The 24,832-nt window shown below is 32.5% G+C and carries 18 protein-coding genes; 5 read left to right on the top strand and 13 right to left on the bottom strand.

Features of this window, described 5'->3' with window-relative positions; genetic code table 11:
- Positions 1-23: 23 nt before the first annotated feature.
- The 4 genes from OIU83_RS19070 (at position 24) to OIU83_RS19085 (ending at position 5,482) form a co-directional block, all read left to right on the top strand.
- The gene (locus tag OIU83_RS19070) at positions 24-821 is read left to right on the top strand and encodes a fimbrial biogenesis chaperone (RefSeq protein WP_264207856.1); all 798 of its coding nucleotides are present in this window, start codon (positions 24-26) and stop codon (positions 819-821) included.
- Positions 818-1,837 (top strand): hypothetical protein, encoded by a 1,020-nt coding sequence (locus OIU83_RS19075; RefSeq protein WP_264207857.1) that lies wholly within the window; start codon positions 818-820, stop codon positions 1,835-1,837. Before OIU83_RS19070 ends, OIU83_RS19075 begins: the two co-directional genes overlap by 4 nt.
- A gap of 12 nt (positions 1,838-1,849) precedes the next feature.
- The gene (locus tag OIU83_RS19080; protein WP_264207858.1) at positions 1,850-4,642 is read left to right on the top strand and encodes a COG1470 family protein; all 2,793 of its coding nucleotides are present in this window, start codon (positions 1,850-1,852) and stop codon (positions 4,640-4,642) included.
- A 243-nt stretch (positions 4,643-4,885) separates the two neighbouring features.
- Positions 4,886-5,482: a hypothetical protein gene (locus tag OIU83_RS19085; protein ID WP_264207859.1), complete on the top strand. Its 597-nt coding sequence runs from the start codon at positions 4,886-4,888 to the stop codon at positions 5,480-5,482.
- Between the two features lie 99 nt (positions 5,483-5,581).
- On the opposite strand, the gene OIU83_RS19090 is transcribed toward OIU83_RS19085, so the two are convergent.
- Together OIU83_RS19090 and OIU83_RS19095 are read right to left on the bottom strand one after the other, a co-directional pair.
- On the bottom strand, positions 5,582-6,634 hold the full coding sequence (locus OIU83_RS19090) for a hypothetical protein (protein WP_264207860.1): 1,053 nt from the start codon (positions 6,632-6,634) through the stop codon (positions 5,582-5,584).
- A gap of 268 nt (positions 6,635-6,902) precedes the next feature.
- Positions 6,903-8,108 carry a CynX/NimT family MFS transporter gene (locus tag OIU83_RS19095; protein ID WP_264207861.1) on the bottom strand — a complete coding sequence of 402 codons (1,206 nt, stop codon included), beginning with the start codon at positions 8,106-8,108 and terminating at the stop codon, positions 6,903-6,905.
- 96 nt (positions 8,109-8,204) lie between these two features.
- Between OIU83_RS19095 and OIU83_RS19100 the strand changes: the two genes are divergently transcribed.
- Positions 8,205-8,975 (top strand): helix-turn-helix domain-containing protein, encoded by a 771-nt coding sequence (locus OIU83_RS19100; RefSeq protein WP_264207862.1) that lies wholly within the window; start codon positions 8,205-8,207, stop codon positions 8,973-8,975.
- 114 nt (positions 8,976-9,089) lie between these two features.
- Here the strand turns inward: OIU83_RS19100 and OIU83_RS19105 are convergent, their stop codons facing one another.
- From OIU83_RS19105 to OIU83_RS19155, 11 genes are all read right to left on the bottom strand, one after another.
- Positions 9,090-9,410 carry a hypothetical protein gene (locus tag OIU83_RS19105; protein ID WP_264207863.1) on the bottom strand — a complete coding sequence of 107 codons (321 nt, stop codon included), beginning with the start codon at positions 9,408-9,410 and terminating at the stop codon, positions 9,090-9,092.
- 90 nt (positions 9,411-9,500) lie between these two features.
- On the bottom strand, positions 9,501-10,550 hold the full coding sequence (locus OIU83_RS19110) for a DUF2931 family protein (RefSeq protein ID WP_264207864.1): 1,050 nt from the start codon (positions 10,548-10,550) through the stop codon (positions 9,501-9,503).
- Between the two features lie 140 nt (positions 10,551-10,690).
- Positions 10,691-11,824: a DUF2931 family protein gene (locus OIU83_RS19115; RefSeq protein ID WP_264207865.1), complete on the bottom strand. Its 1,134-nt coding sequence runs from the start codon at positions 11,822-11,824 to the stop codon at positions 10,691-10,693.
- A gap of 12 nt (positions 11,825-11,836) precedes the next feature.
- Positions 11,837-13,927 carry a phospholipase effector Tle1 domain-containing protein gene (locus tag OIU83_RS19120; RefSeq protein WP_264207866.1) on the bottom strand — a complete coding sequence of 697 codons (2,091 nt, stop codon included), beginning with the start codon at positions 13,925-13,927 and terminating at the stop codon, positions 11,837-11,839.
- A 5-nt stretch (positions 13,928-13,932) separates the two neighbouring features.
- Positions 13,933-14,424 carry a DUF4280 domain-containing protein gene (locus OIU83_RS19125; protein ID WP_264207867.1) on the bottom strand — a complete coding sequence of 164 codons (492 nt, stop codon included), beginning with the start codon at positions 14,422-14,424 and terminating at the stop codon, positions 13,933-13,935.
- 18 nt (positions 14,425-14,442) lie between these two features.
- A complete protein-coding gene (locus tag OIU83_RS19130; RefSeq protein ID WP_264207868.1) occupies positions 14,443-15,603 on the bottom strand; it encodes a hypothetical protein in 1,161 nt (386 codons plus the stop codon).
- Positions 15,604-15,980: 377 nt separating this feature from the next.
- Positions 15,981-17,801, bottom strand: a complete 1,821-nt coding sequence (locus OIU83_RS19135) for an alkaline phosphatase (protein ID WP_264207869.1) — start codon at positions 17,799-17,801, stop codon at positions 15,981-15,983.
- A gap of 289 nt (positions 17,802-18,090) precedes the next feature.
- Entirely contained in the window at positions 18,091-19,626 is a 1,536-nt protein-coding gene (locus tag OIU83_RS19140) for a RagB/SusD family nutrient uptake outer membrane protein (RefSeq protein WP_264207870.1), read from the bottom strand.
- Positions 19,627-19,645: 19 nt separating this feature from the next.
- On the bottom strand, positions 19,646-23,020 hold the full coding sequence (locus OIU83_RS19145) for a SusC/RagA family TonB-linked outer membrane protein (protein ID WP_264207871.1): 3,375 nt from the start codon (positions 23,018-23,020) through the stop codon (positions 19,646-19,648).
- Positions 23,021-23,102: 82 nt separating this feature from the next.
- Complete coding sequence (locus OIU83_RS19150; protein ID WP_264207872.1) at positions 23,103-24,023, bottom strand: FecR family protein; 921 nt, start codon at positions 24,021-24,023, stop codon at positions 23,103-23,105.
- A gap of 112 nt (positions 24,024-24,135) precedes the next feature.
- Entirely contained in the window at positions 24,136-24,696 is a 561-nt protein-coding gene (locus OIU83_RS19155; RefSeq protein ID WP_264207873.1) for an RNA polymerase sigma-70 factor, read from the bottom strand.
- Between the last annotated feature and the right edge of the window lie 136 nt (positions 24,697-24,832).

Genomic DNA, 24,832 nt, shown 5'->3' on the forward strand with positions numbered 1-24,832 from the left:
TACTATTATTAAACAATAAAAAAATGAAAAATTTTATATTGCTTATAGTTGGATTATTTATGATAAACCAAATACACGCTCAGGCAGGTATATCTGTTTCACCGGGACGTTTATATTATAAATTAAATACAGGAGCATCCGGCTCTCAATATGTTAGCTTGACAAATCCTACTGATAAAGAACTTGAAGTAGGTGTTTCTTTTAGCGATTGGGAATACGAACCATCCGGTAATAATAAAATTGCAGAAGCAAATACACTTCCAACTTCTTGCTCCGATTGGATACAAATATTGCCATCATCCTATTTTGTTGTTAAACCCGGCGAAACTAAACAAGTAGAAGTACTTTTTAAAGTTCCTGCCAATGCAGATACAGCTGTACCTATTCATACCGCAATGATTTTCTTTACTCAACTTAATCCTGGTGTAGCCACCGATCAAAACGGCGCTGCAATACAGGTAACTGTAAGAATGGGTGTAAAAGTGTATCATAGTTTTATTAAAGAAAATAAAGTTCTTGTTGATTTTGTCAATTTCACAAGTTATATGGATGAAAACAAAAACAAAATCATTGAACTAAAAATCGGAAACCAAGGCAATTTATGGACCGATGGTAAAGTAAAATGGGAACTGTTTAATAATAGTACTGGTAAAAAAAGCACCTTAAAAGAATCCGAATTCTATACACTTCCTAAGGATATTAGAGTCCTAAAACAACAATTACCATCAGATCTTGCCAAGGGTAATTATACCATTTCGGCAATTTTAACCTATGGAGAAAATGATGTTATAAAAATTGCGGAACTAGAATTTAGCCTATGAAACAAATAGTAACTATTATATGTTTTTCTCTGTTTTCACAATATGTAGCCAATGCGCAATATATGCTGGGCGCTTACAATAATGGGCAACCTGTGTTTTCTACTTATGCAGAAATGGTATCGGGAAAAACACTAAATAATCAAATCTCTATTCCCATACAATATTATGGTGCCGATATAAATGTAAACGAATGGAAACTTACTGCAAGACTTACACAAGATTATACAAATGAAGTTAATGGTGCTTACACCGTAGGTGCACAATATAGCTATCTAAAGTTCAATAGTCAGGAAAATAGTGGCTCTGCAAATGGGATTCTTGTAAACGTTCCTACTCAGGCATTTCAGCTTAGCAAATACAACGAGGTAACCCTTATTCATAGTAACATAAACTTAAATGGTGCTGTAAATAGAATCTTCCGTTATAACTTAACCATTCAGGGTGGTAATCATTTATTGGTAAACCCCAACGGAATGTATAATTCATCGTATGAATTTAAGCTTTATAAAATATCGGAAGGAACAGAACAGTTAATCGGTATTTACACCTCTCCTATTGGAGATGCCAGATTTCAGCTATCTTTTGGCGGGAATTTTGGTAGTCAAAGTGTTATGCTCCAAAATGGTGCTCAGCAATTTAATATAAACTATAGTACACCAGCAGATTATACAGTAGAAAAATCGGTTACAATTGCAAACGCACTACGGGTTAATACCTATAACTCACAATTGGCAGTCGAAGCATCGGGAGATTTTATATCATCGACATCATCACAAACGTTACCACTTTCTATTTTAAAATTACAGTTAAGTACTAATCAAGCTTATAAGGGATTGCAAATTATTTCGCCTGTAACTCTGGCTACAACAACGCAACCAATAGCCATTAGATCCAGTAGTGCTCCTCAAGACATTACATACAATGTAAAATTCTTTATACCCGCAAATAGTCCGGGATTAAATGTTACACCGGGAACATATAGTACCCGTGTTTATTTTGTAATAATGCCAAATTAAATTTCTTTATTGATGCAGAGTAAATGCTATAAAATACTATTGCTACTTACTGTTTTTGGATCAGGCTTAAATGCTTGGTCACAAAACAATAGCTTTAGCATCCAATTTACAAGCAATAAAATCGAAACAAACAATACGGGAGTTGCAGATGCTTATGTTAAAATAGTAAACACTACCACTCATTCGATAGAAGGAACTTTTGATACGCATAGCAGCCACGAAGATCTTTACCTTTCGCAAAGAAAATTAAAAACCATTACATTAGCTGCCCGTGATAGTATTTTTATCCCAATAAAAGCTATCGTCTCTACAACTGCAAAAGCAGGTAATCAAAGTACTATAGAAGCTATATTTACCATTACTGAAACACAGGAAGCCAAAAGTGTATTTATGCCTGTTTTTATACGCGAAAGAAAACTGGTAAAAGTAATGTTACTCGAAACAAACTTAATCTATGAAAGAGCCGGTGATAGTCTTACCATACCAATACGTGTTTCTAACGAAGGAAATACTGCTCAAAAAATTACCATCTTAGCCCGTTATCCTGATTTTATAACCCGAAATGCAATAGAAAATAAAGATCTAAACATTCCGCCATTTACAGATACCATCATAGTATTAAAAAAAGTGGTTAATAAAATGATTCTAAATCAGGAGGATTTCACCATTAATATTACCGTACTGTATCACAATGGCGATATTATTAATAACGGTACAGTAAGAGCAAGTTCTATTAGACAGGACCGAAGATATGTTGCACCATACAATCCCGATTATAACCTAACGTTTAATCAAACCAATCAGGTTACAGCGAGTATACAGCATAATAGCGACAATACAAATGCTTATTTTTTATATGCAAATGCGCAGGCCGAAATTAACAACGGTATTCTACAGGCAAATCTGGATATGAACTGGTGGGAGAACTCAGATCAGGTCTTTTTTAGAAACACATGGCTTGGCTATAAAGAAAAAAATTACGGTGCAACCATTGGAAATATATCAAAGTTTTTTGACCTCAATCTTATAGGTAGAGGTGCCGAAGGTTTTTACAAACCCAACGAAAAAAATACCATTGAAGCCGGTGCGATTGATAAAACTTTTAACCTGATTGATAATCCCAGCTTATCCTTTGGTAAATCGGCATGGGGGATGTTTACCCATAATAATGGATGGATGCAAAAGAAAGGATATGAAAACACCATCATTTATGACAATGACTCCTACTCTGGTACCCAAAACTATTTGGCATCCTCACGGTTTTCTTTGTATACGTCCGAAAACTTTAATCTTAGAGCCGGCGGAGCAATAAGTAATCTTACCTCCAACATTGAATCTGGAAACAAATTAGGTGGCGCAGGAGAAGTTCAGTTTAATGGTAAAATGAAAAATTTATTCTATAGCAGTTCCAACTATCTAAGTTCGGGTTATTTTTCGGGAATGAGAAAAGGTGTTGTAAATCTTAATGAACGAGTTAACCTGCCTGTAGGCAAATACAATTTATGGGGTGTGTACAATTACCTGTCTGCCAAACCAGAATCATTTGCAAATCAATTTACCTCAACAAATTTTTCTACGGCACGTTATGACATAGGTATATCAAGGCGATTTTCATCATTAATAGTATCGTTATCTCCGTATTATTATACCGAAAGTCGTACAGAGCAACTTATGAGTTCCATTACTCCAGACGAGTACTCGATGAAAGCTGCCCGGATGACTTTAGGATTAACCTATTACAATACACCAACAAGGCAAAACGTATCACTATCTTTTGAAGGGGGGCTTTTTACTGCTAATACAATTGAGAAAAGAGAATTCCATTTTAAAACGAATTTTATTTATAGCTGGAAAATGCTTAATCTTTTGGCCTTTTATCAATATAATAATTTTTATTTGGGAGAAATCATAGCCAACTCACAATTGGGGATACAAAAAACATACACCAACTTAACCATCTCCCCTACTTTACAGCAAAAGTTTTTTAACGATAAGCTTACCATTAATCTTGGAATGGTATATTCGAAAAATAGTATAATTAGTGAATCCCTTCAGTTTAACGGACGTGCAGATTATGATGTAACCAAAGATTTTAGCCTTTTTGTTTATAATTATTACAGTGATTTTTCTACCAGTGCAACTACTTTAAACACGATACAAGTAGGACTCACAAAACGTTTTAATCCAATAAAGATTGACAAAACAAGAAGTACACTTGAAGTTTATGTTTACTACGAAACTGGCGACAAAAAAGAAACTATTGCCAAAAATTCACCTGCTATAAACCAGCTTGTAATTATTGATGGAAAAGCATTTCGAACAGACAATAAAGGTATTTTAAAATACAGATCGCTACCTCCAGGATCATATACTATAAAGCCAGTTAATACTAATGAATGGTATGCTGATGTAGTAAAAATAGATATTGACGCTGATACTAAAATTGCTATTGGTCTAAATAAAACTGCTACCATTAAAGGGACTTTATCTTATATTGCTACCGATAAAAGTTTTGATATAACAAAGAAAAAGGGGGGATTACCAATAATTGCAATAGACGACAGCGGTAAACTATTTACAACCAAAACCGATGAAAACGGAAGCTTTATATTGTATGTCCCAAAAGGATTATATACTGTAAGCCTGGAAAAAACCGGTATCTCCGAATATGTAGAAGTAGAAAATAACAATCAGCTTATAGATGCCGAACCTAACAATATTAAGGAAGTCAAATTCACTTTAAATATTAAAGAAAAACGTGTGGAAACAAGAAAATTCAGTTCAAATGGCTTCCAAAAACAATAAAGTTGTTATACAGGATTTAATGCTAATTTCCGGTTTAGTTTTTTATTGCGTCCAGTGGTAAGATAATTAAGTCCCATGAAATTTACAAATTCTGCAAAAGTAGCCTAATAAGAATCTAGCTTCTTTAGATAATTAATCTACTATAAATACAATAAATATTATAATTTTATGTTTGTTTAAATAGGCATTAATGTGTTTAATTTTAACCATTAACATGTATTTATTTACTAATATATAAGAGATATGAAAAGGATATTGTTTTTAATAATTATGATTGGTATTTCTGTACAAGGATATACACAAGATGAACTTAATGATAAATTTAAGCCGATTCCAGCCAAGAAATCCAAAATAAAAGAAGTTATTCCTCCAAAAGAGATTGCCCCAAAAGTCAATCCTCCAGCTGTGGTAGAAAAACCTGATCCTTTGCAAGTCAATCCCGAAGAACTTTTTAAGGATAGTAATCTGTACAAAAAAGAAGCCAATGTTGAGGGCATTTTTTATAGACGAAATCAATATTTAGGAAGCTTTAAAACGAAATCACTTACGTCTACAATTCGTTATCGCGATGCTGCTTTTGTAGATGGAGATAAGATAAAAGTATATTTAAATGATAAGGTAATTGTACCCGAAGTGAGTTTAATTGGAGAGTTTCAGGAATTCAAAATAAACTTAGTAGAAGGAATTAATAAAATTGATTTTGAAGCTTTAAATGAAGGTTTTGCCCCACCTAATACAGCCGAATTTCAGGTTTATGACGATAAAGGAGTCGTTATTGAGTCTAGCCAATGGAATGTAGGTACAGGTTATAAAGCCACTATTATATTAGTTAAAGAATAAATTAAAACAGTTTTAAAAATTCCTTTCCCTCCTGCTCCAATATATCTACGAAGTCTCTTTTCTATGCTGCGCAAAATCGTAGCGAGCTGATTTTTGTTACTAGTTAATAGACATGGATGATTTAGCAGGCAGTGGAAATATCTCCTCATTTAAAACTATAGAAGCATTAAAAAGAGAAAATAATTTTGTTTTATCTAGTGTGGTGGTAAATTGAGCATCGTCCAGATGATCAAAGACTTTTTCCAAAAAGTTACACAGCATCATTACTTTCATTATAGCAGTACGATTCTCATTATCATACCCCATTGTTATAATTAAAGCAAAATAAGTCTCCCATAATCTCTGTTTATTTTCCAAATAAGAATCACTTTCAAGATATATTAAAAAATCTTTTACACTTGTGTCAAAAAATACACAGGTTTGCTCAATTATATGAGTAAGTATTTTCCCTTTATATAAGAAATCATAGAATAATTTAAATTTACCGATATCCCCATATAGTTCGTTTACATTAAATACATATTGCAAATTATAGGGAACGATTCCATCAATAAAATCTAAAGCTTCATTCTGCATTAATTCTCTTTGTCCTTTTGCTTTTAATGAAACTAGTTTAGCGGGAAATGAAAAATCAGGAGACTTTTTAAGAAAAGGTTTGTAGTAAAAAAAACTCCATGCGTGCTCAGAATCTGACACAGCCATTGGATTTACTGCAGCAGCAGTTTTTAGTTTATTCAATATTGATTCATCAATAATATGAGTTTTTTCATCATCAATGTTAGCAGGTTTAGGATTAAAACTGATTAAAAACCCTGCTGTATGCCATATGTAATTTTCATTTTCATTTATATAGTAATAGATATCTCCAAAAATACCCAAAGTATCTGTTGAATTAAAATAACTGAAGTTTTTAATATCCAGATTTCCGTTTATAGTAATTCCGTTTTGGAAAGTATGTTGTATATAACATGGACTAGAGACAAAAATCTCTTTTGGTTTGTAACTGTCTTGTTTATTTTTTTTCCAAAATATAGTTAGAGAAACTGTATTCTCTAATTCATCGTTCCAAGTTGGAATTTTGAAATGAATTACTAAACTATCATTAAAACCAGGGATAACCTGATCTTCCCATATTTTTATTTGTGAATTCATTATGTTTATTTTTAAAATTAAAATAAGCAAACATCTCTACTTGTTTTTAGAATGTGCAAAATTTATTATTAAAACTAATTCCTAATTCATTGACAATTTAATGTAAAAAATTAATTACCATTAGCGTATTTATACCTGTTTAAAGTCTACTAAATTTGCCCTAAAGCATATAGTTTGTTTTCTTATAAGCATAAAAAAACAGGCAAATAATGCCTGTTTCAAATTTAAAAAAAGTATACTAATTTTATAATATGCTTTGTAAAGAATCTTAATCTATCAGCCTGTTTCTTGCTGCTTTTAAGCCTACAATAAATAATATAACTACTATTATTAAAAGAAAGTATAGGGATAGATTCCATGTATTTCCATATTCATATAGCTTACCAAATATTGGAGGACCAAATGCTGCCAAAAGATAACCTACAGATTGTGCCATACCTGATATTTTTGTGGCAGTATGACTATCTGCGGTACGAAGTACAAAAAACATCATCGATAAACTAAAAGATAATCCAGAGGATATCCCAAAAAGTATAACAGCTATATAGATATATTGCAATTGAAAAAATACTATTAGTAACACACTAATAAACATTCCTGCGGCAACAATAAAAACCAAACTCTTTTGACTAGAAAGTTTGGATGCGATAATTGGTCCAAGAAAGGTTAAAGGGAGCATTGCCATTTGCATAAAAGACAAAACCCATCCGCTTTCTTCTTTTATCATACCAAAATCCTGAAGCAACATAGGAAGCCAGGTTACAAGAGAATAATACATTAAGGATTGAAGCCCCATGAAAATACTAATTTGCCATGCCAATGGTGACTTAAAAATGTTTACATTGCTTTTTACAATTTCTGTTTTTCCAATGCTTTCTGTTCTTTTTAATACAATTGGTAACCATATCAAAAATGAAAATACAGCAATCCATATCCATACCCCCAAAGAACCTTTCCAGCCAAGACCACTTAACTTACCAATTGCAATACTAAATCCAGAAGCAAGTGCTGCTGTAAGATTCATCGATACAGAATAAAAACCTATAACCATTCCTGATTTATTAGGGAATGTTTGCTTTATATATCCCGGTACCAAAACGTTTCCAATACATATTGCTATCCCAAGTATAGCCGATCCTAGAAACAATGTAAAAACGGTTCCCATCACTCTTATATATAGTCCAACAATTAAAAGTACTATTGAAAACAACAAAAACTTCTCTATACTTAGTTTCCTTGATAGTTGCCCAACAAAAATAGATAGAAATGCAAATGCCATTAACGGAATAGTTGTAAGTAATCCAGCCTCACCGTTTGAAAGATTTAAAGATTTACTTATCTCTGTTAATACAGGTCCAAGTGCTGTTAATGGCGCACGTAATGTTGAGGCAACAAATAGGATTCCTATGAATGGAAGTAAGATTCCAAAACAAAATCCCATCTTACTTTTCCAGTCTTTTTTATACTTATTCATGATATTTATTTTCTTCGGCAAATTTACAATGCGTATTATAATTAAATTTGCCATATATTTAATCTAAAACGACAAAATAAAACTGTGTGATGCATTATGAAGAATCATGAATTAGTAGACAAAATTGTCAAGAAAGCCTATGTATGGTTTGAAGATAACTGGATACATGACAGCGATGAGCACTCTCATAAAAGAGCGCAACTAGTTTATGTAGAAAAGGGATTTCAATACCTTCATGTGGCTGGGCGTATCTATCTCCTACCTCAAAATCATGCTGCATGGATACCTTCCAATCTATCTCACAGGACAACAGCAGTTTCGGATAATATAAACCTGAGAACTATTTTTTACACCATCGAAGAAGAAGATAATTTTTATGATAAACTAAGGATCTTTTCTGTCCCTACTGTACTTCGGGAGATCATAGCGTATTCGTCTAAATGGAGTAAAATAGAAGAATATTCGATTGAAGAAGAAGCTTTTCTAAATGCAATTTTTGTAGCCCTGCCAAGTTTCTTTAAAGATGCAATGACGCTAAATGTCGTTATCCCAAACGATGAGCGTTTATTGCAAATAAGTAACTTTATTATAGATAATATTGGAGATAACTTGCAGGTAAGTACAATTGCCGAAAACAATAATATGTCGTTGCGATCCTTAGAACGAGTTTTTAAGAAAGAAACAACAATTACGATTTCCAAGTATATCCAATTGGTACGAATCATAAAAGGGATTGAATTTTTAAGCACCGGAAAATATACAGTATCTCAAGTAGCATATCTTGTAGGGTATAAAAGTCTGCAAGCATTTAGCTCTAGTTTTTTTCAAATACTAAATAAAAGACCTAACGAATTTTTAGGAGTTTAAAATAGCTTATCTCTCGTGCCTTATGGCAATTTCATCGTCTTTTTTACAACTGCTTAGCATTATTAATGTTAGAACTATCAAGTTTATATGTGCATATTTTATTGTTTAAGAATATCAAAATGTGGCAAGTCCGAAACCTACAATTACTAGAAATGAAAATGTGGGGATAAAAAACATCAATAAAACACAATTTATATTTCTCAATAAAAATCTTTTATTCCTATGAAGATCAATAGTTTCTCTTAATAGAAATGTGATAATTATAATCAGTAAAACACTGATAAAAAATGAAAAAAATATCAATGTTTCAAAAGAGCCGTTACTAATGTCGCCAATCCCCCACAATAAAAAAACAACAAAAAGAGGAATTCCTAATCTAATTGTTAAATGTTCTAGTATATCAGAATCTTTTTTTATTAATCTATTTTCTTTCATGTTTTTTGTTTTAGATACTGATTGTCTTCTTTATAATCTTTTATAGAGATTGAATTAACTACTAGTTCGTAAAGATTATTATTAAGCCTTTTACTCCGCATTATATACTTCTACTTTGGAATTTGGTATTTCAAGCTCAGCTGTAGCTGATTTTAAACAAACTTTACCCGAATAAACAGGTTTATTAATATTGCTTTTTATAATTTCTTTATTGAATTTTATATACAACTCTACATTTTTATTTTGCTCAAAAAAGGTTTTAAAAAGATCCATTAATTGGTTATTGAATGCGCGCTCTTCAAGAGGCTTTAAACGTTCATTTGGAACTTTTCCATCTAGTAAATCTACATCAACCCGAACCTCTAAATCATGAGCAAATTGATCTTTTATATAAAGTACTATTTCCTTTGCGACTCCTTTTCCAATTATAGTATCTGTTAAAAATTCAACACCAGTATTTGTTTTACTTATAACTTCATTGTTCATAAATAAAACATCATAATTATAAATCTTAAAATCTGGTCTGTTTGTACCAATAGTGTAATGGTATCGTTTTAGCCTGTTTTTAAAATAAGTATTGCTAATTTTACCTTCGGCTATTTCTTTCTGAACAAATGGAAGCATTTGTTTTTGACGCAAATTCATCAATACAGATTTATCTCCTTTATGAAAACTACTCCACTCCACATCAACTGTTTCATGTGCCTGATAGGTACCTATTTCTTTCTTTCCTATTCCGCCAATCCAAACGGTTACCAATCCCTGTGAAGCCATAGCTACTGTAAGTGTATTATATTCATTTTTATATTCTACACCATTTGGCATTATAGACTTTCCATAATCTTTTTTAAAAATATCATATATCTTTTTTTGAGGTAATTCAAAATCACCTGTATAAAATTTATTCTCGGCATACGAAAACCAAGTTATTTTCATGCGTTCAGGTACTTTTTTTAAATCATCGCCTACTACCATAGTACCACTGCTGGCTCCCCAATTACCATTTAAATATTGTCCGCTTGGTATCCAGACAGTATTACCATCCGAAAGGATAAAATTACCCTGCACAACCTCTACAGGACAACTTTCGTCACCACTTGTTTCTGCCAACCATTCAAATTTTTCTGTTTTTACTAACATTTCCTCTCTACTTTTACACCCAAAAACCAAGGTTAAGAGTACTATAATTAGTATTTTATCGTGCTTCATGAGTATAAAAAAAATAAACCATTAAGGTATTAAGGAAAAATAAGTATTATAAAAAACTACATTTAAGTATTTTACTCCGCATTATATACTTCTACTTTGGAATTTGGTATTTCAAGCTCAGCCATAGCTGATTTTAAACAAACTTTACCAGAATAAACAGGTTTATTAATATTGCTTTTTATAATTTCTTTATTGAATTTTATATACAACTCTACATTTTTATTTTGTTCAAAAAAGGTTTTAAAAAGATCCATTAGTTGGTTATTGAATGCACGCTCTTCAAGAGGATCTTTTAAATGGTCATTTTCATCTGTTGTTTTTCCATCGAGTAAATCTATCCAAATACGAACTTCTAAATCATGAGCAAATTGATCTTTGATAAAAATAGCCATACTAATAGGAACTGCTTTTCCTAATGTAGTATCTCTTAAAAATTCCAAACCAGTATTTGTTTTGCTTATAACTTCGTTATTGATAAAAGGAATATTATAATTATAAATCTTAAAATCAGGTCTGTTTGTACCAACGGTATAATGGTATCGTTTTAGCCTGTTTCTAAAATAAGTATTGCTAATTTTACCTTCTGCGATTTCTTTTTGAACAAATGGAAGCATATCCTTTTGATAATTTTTAATAACTTCTATTCTATTTAGATTTTTACTAAAACTACTCCACTCCACATCAACTGTTTCATGTGCCTGATAGGTACCTATTTCTTTAGAACCTTCTCCATCAATCCAAACAGTTACTAATCCTTGTGAAGCAAAACCCACAAGTAAACTTCTAAACCCATTTTTGAATTCTGAACTATTTGGCATTATAGACTTTCCATAATCTTTTTTAAAAATATCGTATATTTTTTTTTGAGGTAATTCAAAATCACCTGTATAAAATTTATTCTCGGCATACGAAAACCAAGTTATTTTCATGCGTTCAGGTACTTTTTTTAAATCATCTCCTACTACCATAGTACCACTGCTGGCTCCCCAATTACCACTTAAATATTGTCCGCTTGGTATCCAGACAGTATTACCATCCGAAAGGATAAAATTACCCTGAACAACCTCTACAGGACAACTTTCATCTCCGCTTGTTTCTGCGAGCCATTCAAATTTTTCTGTTTTTACTAACATTTCTTCTTTTTTGTTACAACTCCATAATGATATAAGGAATAGTACGATTATCATATTTTTTAATTTCTTCATAATTGTTGTAGTTTATCCATCAATAGGTAGTCTATAGGGTTTGTTGTCTTTATATCTTCCTTCCAGTCCAAAAGAAGTAGATGTAGAACGATGTAAGTATTTATTGCGAATGGGGCATAACTTTTCGGCTCTTATAGAAACTGCTTTGCTGTGCGCTCCATCATTAGTTATAGCGTAATTTAATAAAGCTTCTTTGGCTTCCGTTAAATCTTCAGGTACATTATAAGTTTCTTTTTTACCTTCACCCAACAATGATTCATCAAATGATAAATCATACTTTTTTGCTAGTTTTACCATAATAGCAAGTGGGATATACTGATAACTGTTTGGGATATTCTTACGACTACCATGCAATTCTAAATCTATATGGTCTGTATTATCATCTTTATTGGTTTCTATTTGATAAAACTGTTTCGGAGTATACCAACCTTGTTTTGTAAGTTCATTTTTTATTTCGCCAAATTTTATCACATTTGAAGATAAAATCCTATCTTCTACTTTCTGAATTTCCTCATAACCTCCACCTATGTCACTATGTACGCCTGGTAGCGAGAGTTCGTAACCTACACCAGCCTGTATGGAGCTTTTAATATTAGTGAGCGAAAAATTTCCACGGTATTCATCGGCTGCTGTAAGATGTACCACTTTTTGTACATTACCCTCTAGTTTTAATCCCAATCCTTCTTTGCCCTCGACATCATTCTCAAAATTTGGTGTAATAGAGGCATTTTTGGAAAAGGAAGAAACAGTGTCAAAAAGTCCAACAAATTTAATTGTAAGCTTACTTGATTCAAGATTGTACATATTTTGTAATTTAAGTCTTAAAGAAATAAAATTACGAGCTGCCGCTGCACCACGACTAAAACCAAAAACACTCAATTCAATTTCGTTTACAAATTCAGTTTCTTTTATAAAATTCTTTTTCTTTAAGAAATCTATTTGATCATTAATCTTATCAAAAGCTTTTTTTACTTTAACAGGAATCCCCGATTTATCACCACTACCAAAAGCAAATCCCATCGTGTCATCTTCCTCATGGTCTCTTGTTCCCGGACCCTCTATATAAATTTTTATTTGCTTGTCTTTATTTTCAGTCGTGTTAAGATCATACATTATAGCAATATTAGAAAAATAGTTATCATAACTACTATCTGTTCCGGCATTCTTTTTAAAGGCCATTGGATCTTCAGTTGCCGTTTTGTTCACTTTCCCTTCTTGGTATGCCAATCTGTCTTTGGTATTTTGGGCATTATTTAATGTTCCATCAAAAAACACATTCACAGTTACTTTTACCCCTTTTTTATTTTCTGGTTGTTTTTGTTTGTCTGGGGTAAAAACTGTTACAAGAGTATTATTTTTAGGTACTTCTGTCAATTTAATCACCTGATTTACAATTTTTAATTGAATAGTGTCTTCTATGGTATCAATCTTGCCTTTGTATTTTACCTGTGCATAAAATTCATGCTCTTTTTCATTAATAAGATCTTTATCATTTAATATTTTTTGATATACTTTTATATTATTAAAATATAACTCGGCTTTTCCATATTTATCTACACGAGTGGTAGTATAAGTTCCCATATTACGAGAACTACTACCGTGTCCATCGGTACCTTCATCTTCCCAAATGGTCACTTGGAGCGTATCTCCTACAGGAATGTTTAATGTATGGATAAACAAACGTACATTGTCCAAATAGCCAACTAATTTTCCATTGAGATCTTCGTAATATTGATTTTGCCATTTAAGGTTTTGTATGCTTGGTTTTCCTGCTACAGGAGTAATATCTAGTTTTGCAGTACCTTTTGTACCATAAGTATCTGTGTAAACAACTTCGATAGTGTAGTCAATTCCTAAACTTACTTGATTAAAGGTAATCTTGCCATCTGAACCTAAATCCAAAATTAGTTTCCCGTTTTTCAATAATTTCCAATGTTGCTTTACAATCTTAGTAGCATCTACCTCTTTGGGAGTATCGCCTTTTTCACTTACATATAATTGATTATTTTTCTTTGCTGTCTGTTTACCTGTACTAGAAAACATTAATGTATAAATATTTTTACCAATTATTGGTCTTGTATCTCCTTTTATATAAAAACTCATAATTGTTATTTTTCAACTTCAGAAATCCCGTTTAGTTCGTTTTGAAACGCTCTCATATCTATAATTGGATTTATTAAATTTTGAACATCTACATTGGCATTCATAAAATTTTGCTCGCTAGGCTCTGCTACTTGTCCGTGTTTGGTAATTTCGATACAATCTGGGGCGCCCATCGGACACGTACCTTTACTGTCTTCAACCAATATCTTGCCTTTATTAGACAAAGTTATATTTTCATAGAATCCACTCCATTTTGTTATTACAGCTTGGCAAGGCAAGTAATCGTTACCCATTGGCTGCTTTTTACACTTACCAAAAGTGTGTTTTTCTAAAGTTTGACCAACCTCTTTATCAGTGGCAATAAGTTTTTTACTGGCATCTTTATCATTCGCATAATGCTTTTTGTGTGTTTTTACTTTTAGTTTATCGAGCTTAGGCTCTACGCTAAACTTGCACTTTACAATAGCACCATGTACGACAATATGTTTTTCGCTCATAACTCTTTATTTTATTATTTAGAAATGTTTAAAAAGTCCTTTGAGAAAACTTTCTTTTTTCACCTCTTCGGCTACAAAAAGAGATTTACTTACCCCACCAACTATTACTTTACTATCATTTAGGTTATGAATTTCAATAGTCACTTTTTTTGGATTATCCAGCATTATATTGCATACCAGACTTACATTTTCTATCATATAATTATTAGGATTCAAATGATAAATAGCATAATAATTACCTAATTGAGGATTTTCTGTCGATGCAATGTCATTTGCAATATCAGCCAATATCCCTTTCCTTTTAATCACTAACATATTGGCACTATTGAGATATTCTTCTATTTTTTGTATTATTTCAAATTTTACAGGAACTTCTTTAGGTATAATAGGGAAATCTACTGTTGTTGTAAAAGCTAGATCTGAAGTATGATCTGTATGGATTCCGTTAAAAAGGACTGTCAAGAACCAATCATCCAAAAGATTTTTCAGCAAGTTATCTTTCTCAACTAGCATAGAATCTACAAAGTCTAAATATTTGTTTATTGTCATTCCTTCGTTATTCCCTAAGATATTCTGCTTTCTGGTTCTCCATCGCTCTTGTATTATTTTAAAATTATGAATATCAATCCATTTTCCCGTTTGATCAACAACGATTACCAAAGGATATAATATACTCGATATTTGTTCAGACAATTTTTCGGCTATTGTATCGGCTTCTTTATCATTGATGCATAGATTAGACTGTCTATCAATTTCAAAAAAAGAATATTCATTTTTATCAGTTGCAACCCAGTTTACACTAGCTTTATATTTTATGGTATTGACTTGTTCGCCATTCTCCATTGTGTACATTACCACATAGTTCTTTTTTACTTTGGCGCGGTTAAAAGGTATTCTAAAGCTATTATTAAATATTACTTTTTTAAGAGGTTCTTCTTCAAGTTCCCCATTTGCTTGTAATCTGATGGGTTTTAAAAGTAAAAACTTTAAGTGACTAGGGAAATAAGCATTTATAACATCGGCATCTGCAACGCAATGTGTATTGTGATACGCGCGCAAAGTTTGCCACTCAATACCAAGTTCTTCAGCCACACTTTCGAATGTGTCTCCTTTTTTTATGGAATGCTTATCATGACCGTCTTCATTTCTCTCCGCTATATAAAACCCATTTCCAGCCATATTTATTTTGTAAAATTTTAAAAGATTATAGTTCAAAAATGACTATACCCTAAGTATTTATTTTGTATAAATTATCTTACTATGGAATAAAAAACCCTATCTATCTATATTTTAGCACTTTAAAAGTTTATTATCCCAATAACTAAATGTAAGTATAATCGTGTAAAAATAAAGCTTTTTTATCTCAACACAATACCCACATTTAGTGATTTTTATAAAAAATTTACTACAGTATATTTATTCAGCTAAACCTCTTAATAAAGTAGTTTTGCATTTCATTTATAGCAGGTAAAAGCTCCATTTTAATTACTTTAATAAAAAAAGCCTTCTCAAAACAAAATTTGAGAAGGCTCCTTAATTCCAAAAAACTAATTTATTTAATGAGTAAGAACTTCCATTATTTTAGTATAAATTTCAGTATTTTGATAGACACCCATAAAATTTTGAGCACCTGGTCCGTATGCAAAAACGGGTACCGGAACTGCCGTATGATCATTGGTACTAAAACTTCCATGCACATAACCTTTTGCAATGCTTCCGTCTATTAATGACAAACCTCCTGTTTCATGGTCGGCTGTTACAATTAATAATGTTTCAGGATTTTTATCTACAAATTCCATTGCCTGACCTACCAATTTATCAAAATCGAGCATTTCTCGAACCACATATTCTACATTATTTTTATGTCCGCCATAATCAATTTGTGCACCTTCGGCCATGATAAAAAACGGATTTTTTGTTTTAGAAAAAGTCGATGTTGCTTTCGCCAAAGATTTAGTTAAAAAATCTCCTCTCCCATCTTTCATGGAAACTACCGAAGCATCATCCAAAACTACAAGTCGGACATTTTTTATTGTATCCAGCGTATTGAATTTATCCGAAAAAGTATATCCTTTTTCTATTAATACTTTTGACAAATCTTTACCGTCTTTTCTTGAATTAAACTCCTTTACTCCTCCTCCAATTAAAATATCTGAAGGATTCGATAAAAAATCCTCAGCTATAGGTTCGCTATAACTTCTTTCTGGCTGGTGCGCATAAAAAGCTGCCGGAGTAGCATCGGTAATATTTCCCGCAGAAATTATTGCCGTTTTGTAATTCTTTTTAGCCAATTGCTTTGTGATCAATTCCAGTGGTTTTCCGTTTTCATCAACGCTAATAAATCGGTTATTGGTTTTGTGACCTGTTGCCATAGCAGTCGCCCCTGCAGCCGAATCTGTAATATAACTATCTGAAGATTTCGTTATAGATAATCCCTGAGTTGGAATATTAAAAAGACTCAGCTGACCTTTATTAGCCGTGTAGCCGGAATAAATCTGCGCCAATCCCATTCCGTCACCAATTAATAGAATCACATTTTTAGGTTTCTTTTTGGCGAAAGCCGAAACATTTTTAGGAATATATGCCTGATGGAATTCTGTATTTTGATAAAATGTTGATTTGATATTGTTGATAAAATGCGCCAATTCTGAAACATTATCTGTACCAATAAAATCAACTTTTAAATTCATCAAAGTCATCCATGTGTTTACATTATCCTGTGTAGCCCAAAATCTAATTTTTTTATTCTGATCGTGTACTTTTTTAATAATCGCTTGTACTTTTTCCGAATCGGCTTGTGTCATTACACCTTTACCGTTCCAAATTGTGATTTCTTTTAAATCTTCACTAATCATTTCGACACGAGACAATTGTTCTGAAGTATAATTTTCATTCAATCTACCATCAAAATAAATAAATTCCGGATAATCCTTCCAATTTGCAGGAGAAGGTCGGTTTCCTGAGATAACTACTTTTAGATTTTTATTCGAAATAAGATCTGGAAACGTTTTTAGCTGTTGAGTGATTAATTTTAAAGTTGCATCAGCTTCTGTCTTAATGTCGATCATTAAAATTAAAGGTTTATTACTTGGGTATGCTTTTCCTCCTAAACTTTTAAATTTTGCAGCAAGCGGATCAAGGTATTGACTTTTAAGCGTGTTCTGTTGTGTGATTTCTTTGGAAGTATGAGCAACAAATAGTTCATTATTTACTAAAAAAACATCGGCTTCAATAACGCCAACTTCATTCGAATAGGCTCCATAAAAAGGAAGTGCACTCGCATAATCATTATGAGAATGAATATTGGATGTGCTGTATTCCTGTGCTTGTGCAAACAAGAAAAAATGGAAGCAAAAAAGGGTTATTATTTTTTTCATTGGTAAAATTGAATTTATATAAATATTAATGTCCCGCTGGAACTAATCATTCTAATCTTGTTAATTCTATCTAACACTTTGTAAAATGAACGCGGATCAAACGGATTTTCTATCTATTGTTTTTAAAAATCCGTTTGATCCGCGTTCATTTATAGATAATTTAAGTTAGTCTGTTTTTATTAAAAGACTGACTAACTTTTATAATTAAATTGTTTACCTTTTTTTTTACAACTGCAAGCCAGACATAAGCTTGCAGTGCAAAAAAAAACTAAACAAAACCACCCATTAACTACCAACCTTTGTTTTGAAATAAGGCTCCTTTACTTACTGCAATTTCATCTGGTGGTATTGGCCAAACATGATGAATAGCAGGGTTAAAATTACGGGCTGGATAAATTACGCTTCCATCATAATGATGCAAAGGTTTAGCATAAGCAGCCTGAGCATCGCCCCAACGTACTAAATCAAAATGGCGATCGGTCCATTCTCCTGCCAATTCGCAACGTCTTTCTCTTTTTAAATCAACCATTGTTGCTCCAGTAATCTCCTTTAAGCCGGCACGATTGCGTATCATATTTATCTCTGTATCGGCATTCTGCCCTTTCATTAATTTAGCTTCTGCCATCATTAGGATTACATCGGCATAACGCAAAAGAGGTACATTTAAAGTGGTCGAAGGTTTATCTCCGTTTGCATTTACATAACGGGTATCTACTCCACCAGAAGTTGTTTTTGGATAACTAAACGGTTCCATGTATTTCTTAAACTGGTAACCTGTTCTATTACTGGAACTCACCACATATTTACCTTGATTAAAAGTCACTAATTCACCAAAATACATAAATTGATCTCCTTTTTGCAAGATAGTTGCACTACGCCTTTTGTCTGTAGGATCATAGGTATCAAATAGTTCTTTGGTAGGATAAAAATTTCCCCAACCGTTATAAACTCCCCAACCTTTGTCTTCCAGACATACTCCTGGGAAAATCGAACCTAAAGATGTATTATCTGCACTGGAAGTAACCGACCAGATATATTCTGTCGACCAGTTGTTTTTAATTTTAAATACATCATCAAAATTGTCAAGCAATTTATGTTTCCCACTTTTAATAATCAAATCGGCATATTTAATGGCATTATCCCAATCTTTGGCGTATAAATAGGTACGCACTAAATATCCCCATGCAGCCGTTTTATGCGCACGTCCATAATTATCCGGAGTAAGCTCATTAAAATAAGGCAATAAATCGGCAGCTTTAATTAAATCGGCAGCGATATAAGCATAATTTTCAGCTACATTTTTTGCACGTGGTACATATACATTCGTAGGATCTGTTCTATCCTGAATAGGGATTCCTGCACGATCATCTCCGTAATGATACGCCAATTCCAAATGCATTACTGCATGATTAAAATAGGCTTCTCCAAGCATCGTATTTCTTGTTTTTTCATCTAAGGAGATTTTCGGGATATTACGAATAACATCATTGCAACGTTTCATGATTTCGTAATGAATTCGCCAAATATCTTTAGTATCCGATTCGGCACCATCAACAATAAAATTCTTAATTCGCTCTGCATTTTGTCTTGGCTTAGTTCCTATATCATCACTGGCATTATTGAGCCAGAAAAAACCGCGACCATACATATTATCATCAGAGTACAAAGCATAAATAGCATTCACTCCAGCTTTTGCATCAGCAGGTGTTTTCCAGAAATTTGCACTCGAAGGAGCTCCCTGTGGTACAAGATCAAGTTCACTTTCGCAAGCTATTGTACATGTAAACAGTACAAAACTCAATAATAAAAGACCTAATTTTTTCATTTTATTTGTTTTATATTTTTTAAAAAGTTGCATTTACACCCGTCATATAAATACGAGAAAGTGGATATTTTCCTAAGTCCATACCAAAGTTTTTAAGACCAACCTCTGGATCCATTCCGGAATAGTTTGTGATTGTAAAAAGGTTTTGTCCTGAGATAAAAAATCTAAGTTTAGCTTTTCCGTTTAACCATTGTTCTTTAACAGTATACCCGATAGAAAAGTTTTTTAATCGTACGAAAGAAGCGTCTTCAATATAGAAATCAGAAATTCGTCCGAAGTTATTATTATTGTCTGTTGATGAAAGTACCGGGATATTGGTATCAGTATTCGTAGGTGACCACGCATTTTTAGAATCGGCTAATAAATTATATCCAGGGAAAGAAGCATTTAAACCTGTATATTTTACTGCATTAAAAACACTATTTCCTGCTGCTCCGCTTAAAAAGATATTCATATCGAAATCTTTGTATCTAAAATTCATATTTAAGCTATAAGTTGTTTTAGGAAAAGGACTTCCTAGTACTACTCTATCATTATTGTTAATTACACCATCTCCATTTATATCCTTAAATTTAATATCTCCTGCAACTGCATTAGGCTGATAAAGATCTCCTTTGGCATTTTTATATGCTTTTGCTTCGGCATTACTTTGGAACAATCCATCTGTCGAATATCCGTAAAAAGCACCTACAGGACTTCCTACCTGATAAATATTTGCCAATGGTAAACTACGAACCCTACTAAGATTAAGCGGTTCCAGAGAAGTTAAATCATCTTTAATAGAAACTATTTTATTACTTAAAAATGACGCATTTGCAGTAACATCAAATTTAAATTCTCCACGTGTTTTTTGATACGTAAGACTTGCTTCAATCCCTTTGTTTTCGACATCTCCAGAATTTACAATTCTACCCAATGGAGTTCCCGAAACACCCGGAAGCTGATCACGAACCAGCATGTCTTTGTTGGTTTTTACATAAGCATCTACAGATCCTGAGATACTATTGTTGAACATTGTAAAATCCAAACCAACATTAGATTGCTCAGAACTTTCCCATCTTAAAGAAGGGTTTGACAATTCACTTTCTGAGTAACCGTAATTAATTACAGGAGTAGCCCCGATTAAAGCAGTTGTTTGTACTAAAGGCACGCTAAATTGGTATGGTCCTAAATTTCCTAAATTCCCTATTTGCCCCCAGCTCGCACGTAATTTTAAGTTACTCACTATTGGGCTAATATTTTTCATGAATTCTTCTTCAGAAATTAGCCAGCCTGCGGAAATAGAAGGATACACTTTCCAACGGTTTTCCGATGTAAGTTTTGAAGTACCGTCTCTACGGACAATTCCTGAAATTAGATATTTTTGATTAAAATCATAATTTAACCTTCCAACATAAGATGAAATGATTTCTTCAGATAAACCTGCTTCTGTCTGCTGAATCAATTTGGCATTTAGCAAATAGCGTTGTGATGGATCTTCACTATCAAAACCTGTCCCTTGTACTGTATAAAAATCTTTTTTTATTTGTTGGTACGTATATCCTGCCAAGGCTTTAAAATTATGTTTACCCAGTGATTTTTCATAAGAAAGAGTTTGTTCACTTAATAAATCGGTAGTAGTTATATTGCTTTTTGTCAATCGATTAAAATCAAATATCTTACCCGGCTCTGTTATTTTAGTTGCAAATTCCGTTGTATTATTCTGTATTCTCGTATATCCCCAGTTTGATTTAAACTTTAACCCCTGAACAATCTCCCATTCGGCATAGGGATTTATCAAAATTGTAGAGATAGGATTGCGATTATCCAATCTTTTTAAATAAGCTACAGGATTTATAACGTCTCCATAAGAACCTATATATTTTTCGGGAACACCTCCAAAATTCCCAGAACCATCTTCTCTATATACTGTTGCATTTGGTGGATAAAAAATTGCTGCCAAAATAGCCCCTGTATAACCACTTGTTGTATTTGCAGATTGGCCATCTGTTAATGAATACGATAGATTCTCTCCTATTGTAAAATTAGGAGCCAATTTAAAAGAAGAATTTGCTCTTGCTGTATATCTATTTCCGAAAGTATTCAATAATATCCCTTCATTTTTTCGGTAACTCCCCGAAAGAAAGAAATTAGATTTCTCGGTTTTTCCATTTATTGAAAGTGATAAATCCTGAATTTGACCTAACTGAAAAATTTCATCCATCCAGTTTGTTTTTGTAGTTCTTGCCGTAGGTTCGAATGCAGGGTCAAATGCAGGAATCCTTGGCAATTTGGCATTATCTCTGGCAGTATTCATTGCATCAGCATATTCGGCTGCATTTAAAACATCCAATTTTCTAGCTACATTTTGAACACCTCCTTGATAATTCACATTTACATTAATACGCTCAGAAACTCCTTTTTTGGATGTAATTAAAATCACGCCACCAGAAGCTCTGGCACCATAAATTGCCGCAGAAGCAGCATCTTTCAAAACACTTATAGAAGCAATATCGTTTGGATTTAAAGTATTTAATGAACCACTATAAATAATCCCATCCAGTACTATCAAAGGAGTTTCGGCGTTTAAAGATCCGATACCACGAATATTGATTGTTGGTTCACTCGTTGGGTCTCCTCCATTATTAATAACAGTAACACCTGCAACTGTACCTTGTAATAACTCGGCTGCACTATTGTAGGTTCTACTCGAAGTCTCTTTCATAGAAACTGTACCTACTGCACCCAAAACTGCTTTCTTTTTCACACTACCGTACCCCATTACTACAACTTCTTGTAGTTGCTTCATATCGGCAAATAATTTTACAGAGATTTTTTCCGATTGAGTTACTTTTACTTCTTTGGTAACATAACCTATATATGAAAAAACAAGTGTAGCTTCGGCTACATTGATTTCTATTTTAAAAGTTCCGTCAAAATCTGTTGTTGCTGTAGCGTCTGACCCTTTATCTACGATTCCAACTCCTGGTAATGCCATACCGTCATCACCATTATAAACAGTTCCCGAAATAGTAATTTTATCTCCAGTTTTTTGATTTTTTTTAATAACAATGTAATTATTCAAAATTTCGTATCGAAGTGAAAAATTACTGCAAATTCTATCAAGTGCTTGCTCTAATGTTACATTACTAAGCTTTAAACTAATTTTTTGATTGGTATTAATTTGATTGGTTTCATACATAAAATGCACATCGACCTGATTCTCAATTTTTTGAAAAATGTTTTTTATGCTTTCATTTTCTACTTTTAAGGTTACTCTTTTGTTCATTTCAACACCACTGGCTTTTGCTGTTAACCCTATAAAAAATAAAGTAACAAACAGAAGTGCTTTCGCCAATACGGCCCTTTTAATGCTTTGACAATTTACGACGTACCGCATTTGTTTTTCATTCATAATTTCTGGTTTTAATTTTTTTTGAATCTCTTTAATTTTCTTTCGTGGCAATTTTTATTTTGTGTTATAAGCTGTAAAAAGGTTATCGAATTTTATAAACTCCGGATTCTAGTTTGTAATTGGCATTAATTATATTGCATACTAAACCAAGAACCTGCTCTGCAGGAAGCTCTTTAAAATAGGCACTTATCTTTAAATTATTTAGATTCTTATTTTCAATCTCAATGGCTACATTATAATTCCGATTGATCGTTGCGATGACTTCTGGTAAAGGAGTATCCTCAAAAACAATTATATTTTTTCGCCATAATGAAATAGAATTCACAGGAATATCACTAAATGCTTTTAGCTTATTATTTTTGGATTTAAAAATGACTTTCTGCCCTGGCGTTACATAAACATTTTCCTCGGTAACTGTAGATTTTACATTTACCCTGCCAGTTAAAACAGAAACTTCTTGTGTAGTTTGTTCAGGATATGCCTGAACATTAAAGCTGGTTCCCAATACTTTGGTATCCATTTTATCGGTATGAATTATAAAGGGATGTTTTTTGTCTTTGGCAACATCAAAAAAAGCTTCTCCTGTTAAATAAACTTCACGTGTACCTCCTTTAAATTCATTTGGATATTTTAAACGACTTCCGGCATTTAACCATATTTGTGTCCCATCTGCCAAGGTTATTTTAGCATGTTCTCCTGCCTTTGTTGCATATTCTTTAGTAACCGTTTTTATAGATGACAGATAAAAAAAACAGGATAACCCCATTAATAATATAAGTGAAGCAGCTAAAGCCCAATTTTTTTTATGAAGAAAAATAACCTTGTTCGTTTTCTTTATTTGTCTGATTTCTTTTTTTAATTTCGAACGATCAGATACTATGATAATCTCTTTATCCGATATTTCCTCAGGGTGATCATACCAGTTATCCCAAATTTCTTGTCCCTTTGGAGCAGGTTTACCTTCTAAAAAAAGTTTTATATCTTGATGTAATTTTTCAGGCATTATAATTTATTTATCTCTTTAATAGTATGTCTTAGAAATTCAAATTTCAGGTAGGTGCATAAGGTTACGCTTTTGTTAAGAATGAAAAACGTACGCTAAACATGAAATTCTGTTAGTAGTTGAACTCGCCCAAATAGGAACGCATAAATTTTAGCGCATAAGCGATATGGTACTTTACTGTTTCGTGAGAAACATTTAGTTCATCTGCTATTTCTTTATTGGAATACTGTTTAATACGACTTAGGATAAAAACCTCTTTGGATTTTTTAGGAAGTAATAATGTGGCTTTATCTACTGCTTGTTGCAGTTCATCATAATAAATGGAATCTTCGGTTGCATTGTTGCTATTGTAATCCCCTGTGCTTCTATCGGAAACTTCCTTTATATATTGATCGGTTATAGTATGCGATTTTATATAATCCAAAGTCATATAACGAACTGAAGTATAGACATAAGCCGCAAATTTTTTTTGAATCACTAAGGTTTTACGTCGTTCCCAAATAGTAGTGAAAACTTCCTGAACAATTTCTTCAGAAACCGGAAGTGATTTCATTCTTAAATATACAAACCGAACAAGTAAATCTCTGTATCGAAAATATAATTCATCAAATGCTTTATCCTTCCCTTGCTTCAATAATTCAACAAGCTCCTCATCAGTATATCCTTTATACATAATACCTCACTTTTGCATTATTGATCAAATAATCGGTGTTTAATAAAACACTTATTTCAATTGTTTTTTTGCGATGTATTCTTAATTTAAAAAATGACATATACTACAATGGTTTGTTTTATAATATGTCTCCAAA

Origin of the sequence: Flavobacterium shii (assembly GCF_025847235.1) — a bacterium.
In the GTDB taxonomy this organism is placed as follows: Bacteria; Bacteroidota; Bacteroidia; order Flavobacteriales; family Flavobacteriaceae; genus Flavobacterium; species Flavobacterium shii.

Coding starts and splice junctions, on each gene's coding strand:
- OIU83_RS19070 (WP_264207856.1), top strand. CDS start 24: ATGAAAAATTTTATATTGCTTATAGTTGGATTATTTATGATAAACCAA.
- OIU83_RS19075 (WP_264207857.1), top strand. CDS start 818: ATGAAACAAATAGTAACTATTATATGTTTTTCTCTGTTTTCACAATAT.
- OIU83_RS19080 (WP_264207858.1), top strand. CDS start 1,850: ATGCAGAGTAAATGCTATAAAATACTATTGCTACTTACTGTTTTTGGA.
- OIU83_RS19085 (WP_264207859.1), top strand. CDS start 4,886: ATGAAAAGGATATTGTTTTTAATAATTATGATTGGTATTTCTGTACAA.
- OIU83_RS19090 (WP_264207860.1), bottom strand. CDS start 6,634: ATGAATTCACAAATAAAAATATGGGAAGATCAGGTTATCCCTGGTTTT.
- OIU83_RS19095 (WP_264207861.1), bottom strand. CDS start 8,108: ATGAATAAGTATAAAAAAGACTGGAAAAGTAAGATGGGATTTTGTTTT.
- OIU83_RS19100 (WP_264207862.1), top strand. CDS start 8,205: ATGAAGAATCATGAATTAGTAGACAAAATTGTCAAGAAAGCCTATGTA.
- OIU83_RS19105 (WP_264207863.1), bottom strand. CDS start 9,410: ATGAAAGAAAATAGATTAATAAAAAAAGATTCTGATATACTAGAACAT.
- OIU83_RS19110 (WP_264207864.1), bottom strand. CDS start 10,550: ATGTTAGTAAAAACAGAAAAATTTGAATGGTTGGCAGAAACAAGTGGT.
- OIU83_RS19115 (WP_264207865.1), bottom strand. CDS start 11,824: ATGAAGAAATTAAAAAATATGATAATCGTACTATTCCTTATATCATTA.
- OIU83_RS19120 (WP_264207866.1), bottom strand. CDS start 13,927: ATGAGTTTTTATATAAAAGGAGATACAAGACCAATAATTGGTAAAAAT.
- OIU83_RS19125 (WP_264207867.1), bottom strand. CDS start 14,424: ATGAGCGAAAAACATATTGTCGTACATGGTGCTATTGTAAAGTGCAAG.
- OIU83_RS19130 (WP_264207868.1), bottom strand. CDS start 15,603: ATGGCTGGAAATGGGTTTTATATAGCGGAGAGAAATGAAGACGGTCAT.
- OIU83_RS19135 (WP_264207869.1), bottom strand. CDS start 17,801: ATGAAAAAAATAATAACCCTTTTTTGCTTCCATTTTTTCTTGTTTGCA.
- OIU83_RS19140 (WP_264207870.1), bottom strand. CDS start 19,626: ATGAAAAAATTAGGTCTTTTATTATTGAGTTTTGTACTGTTTACATGT.
- OIU83_RS19145 (WP_264207871.1), bottom strand. CDS start 23,020: ATGAATGAAAAACAAATGCGGTACGTCGTAAATTGTCAAAGCATTAAA.
- OIU83_RS19150 (WP_264207872.1), bottom strand. CDS start 24,023: ATGCCTGAAAAATTACATCAAGATATAAAACTTTTTTTAGAAGGTAAA.
- OIU83_RS19155 (WP_264207873.1), bottom strand. CDS start 24,696: ATGTATAAAGGATATACTGATGAGGAGCTTGTTGAATTATTGAAGCAA.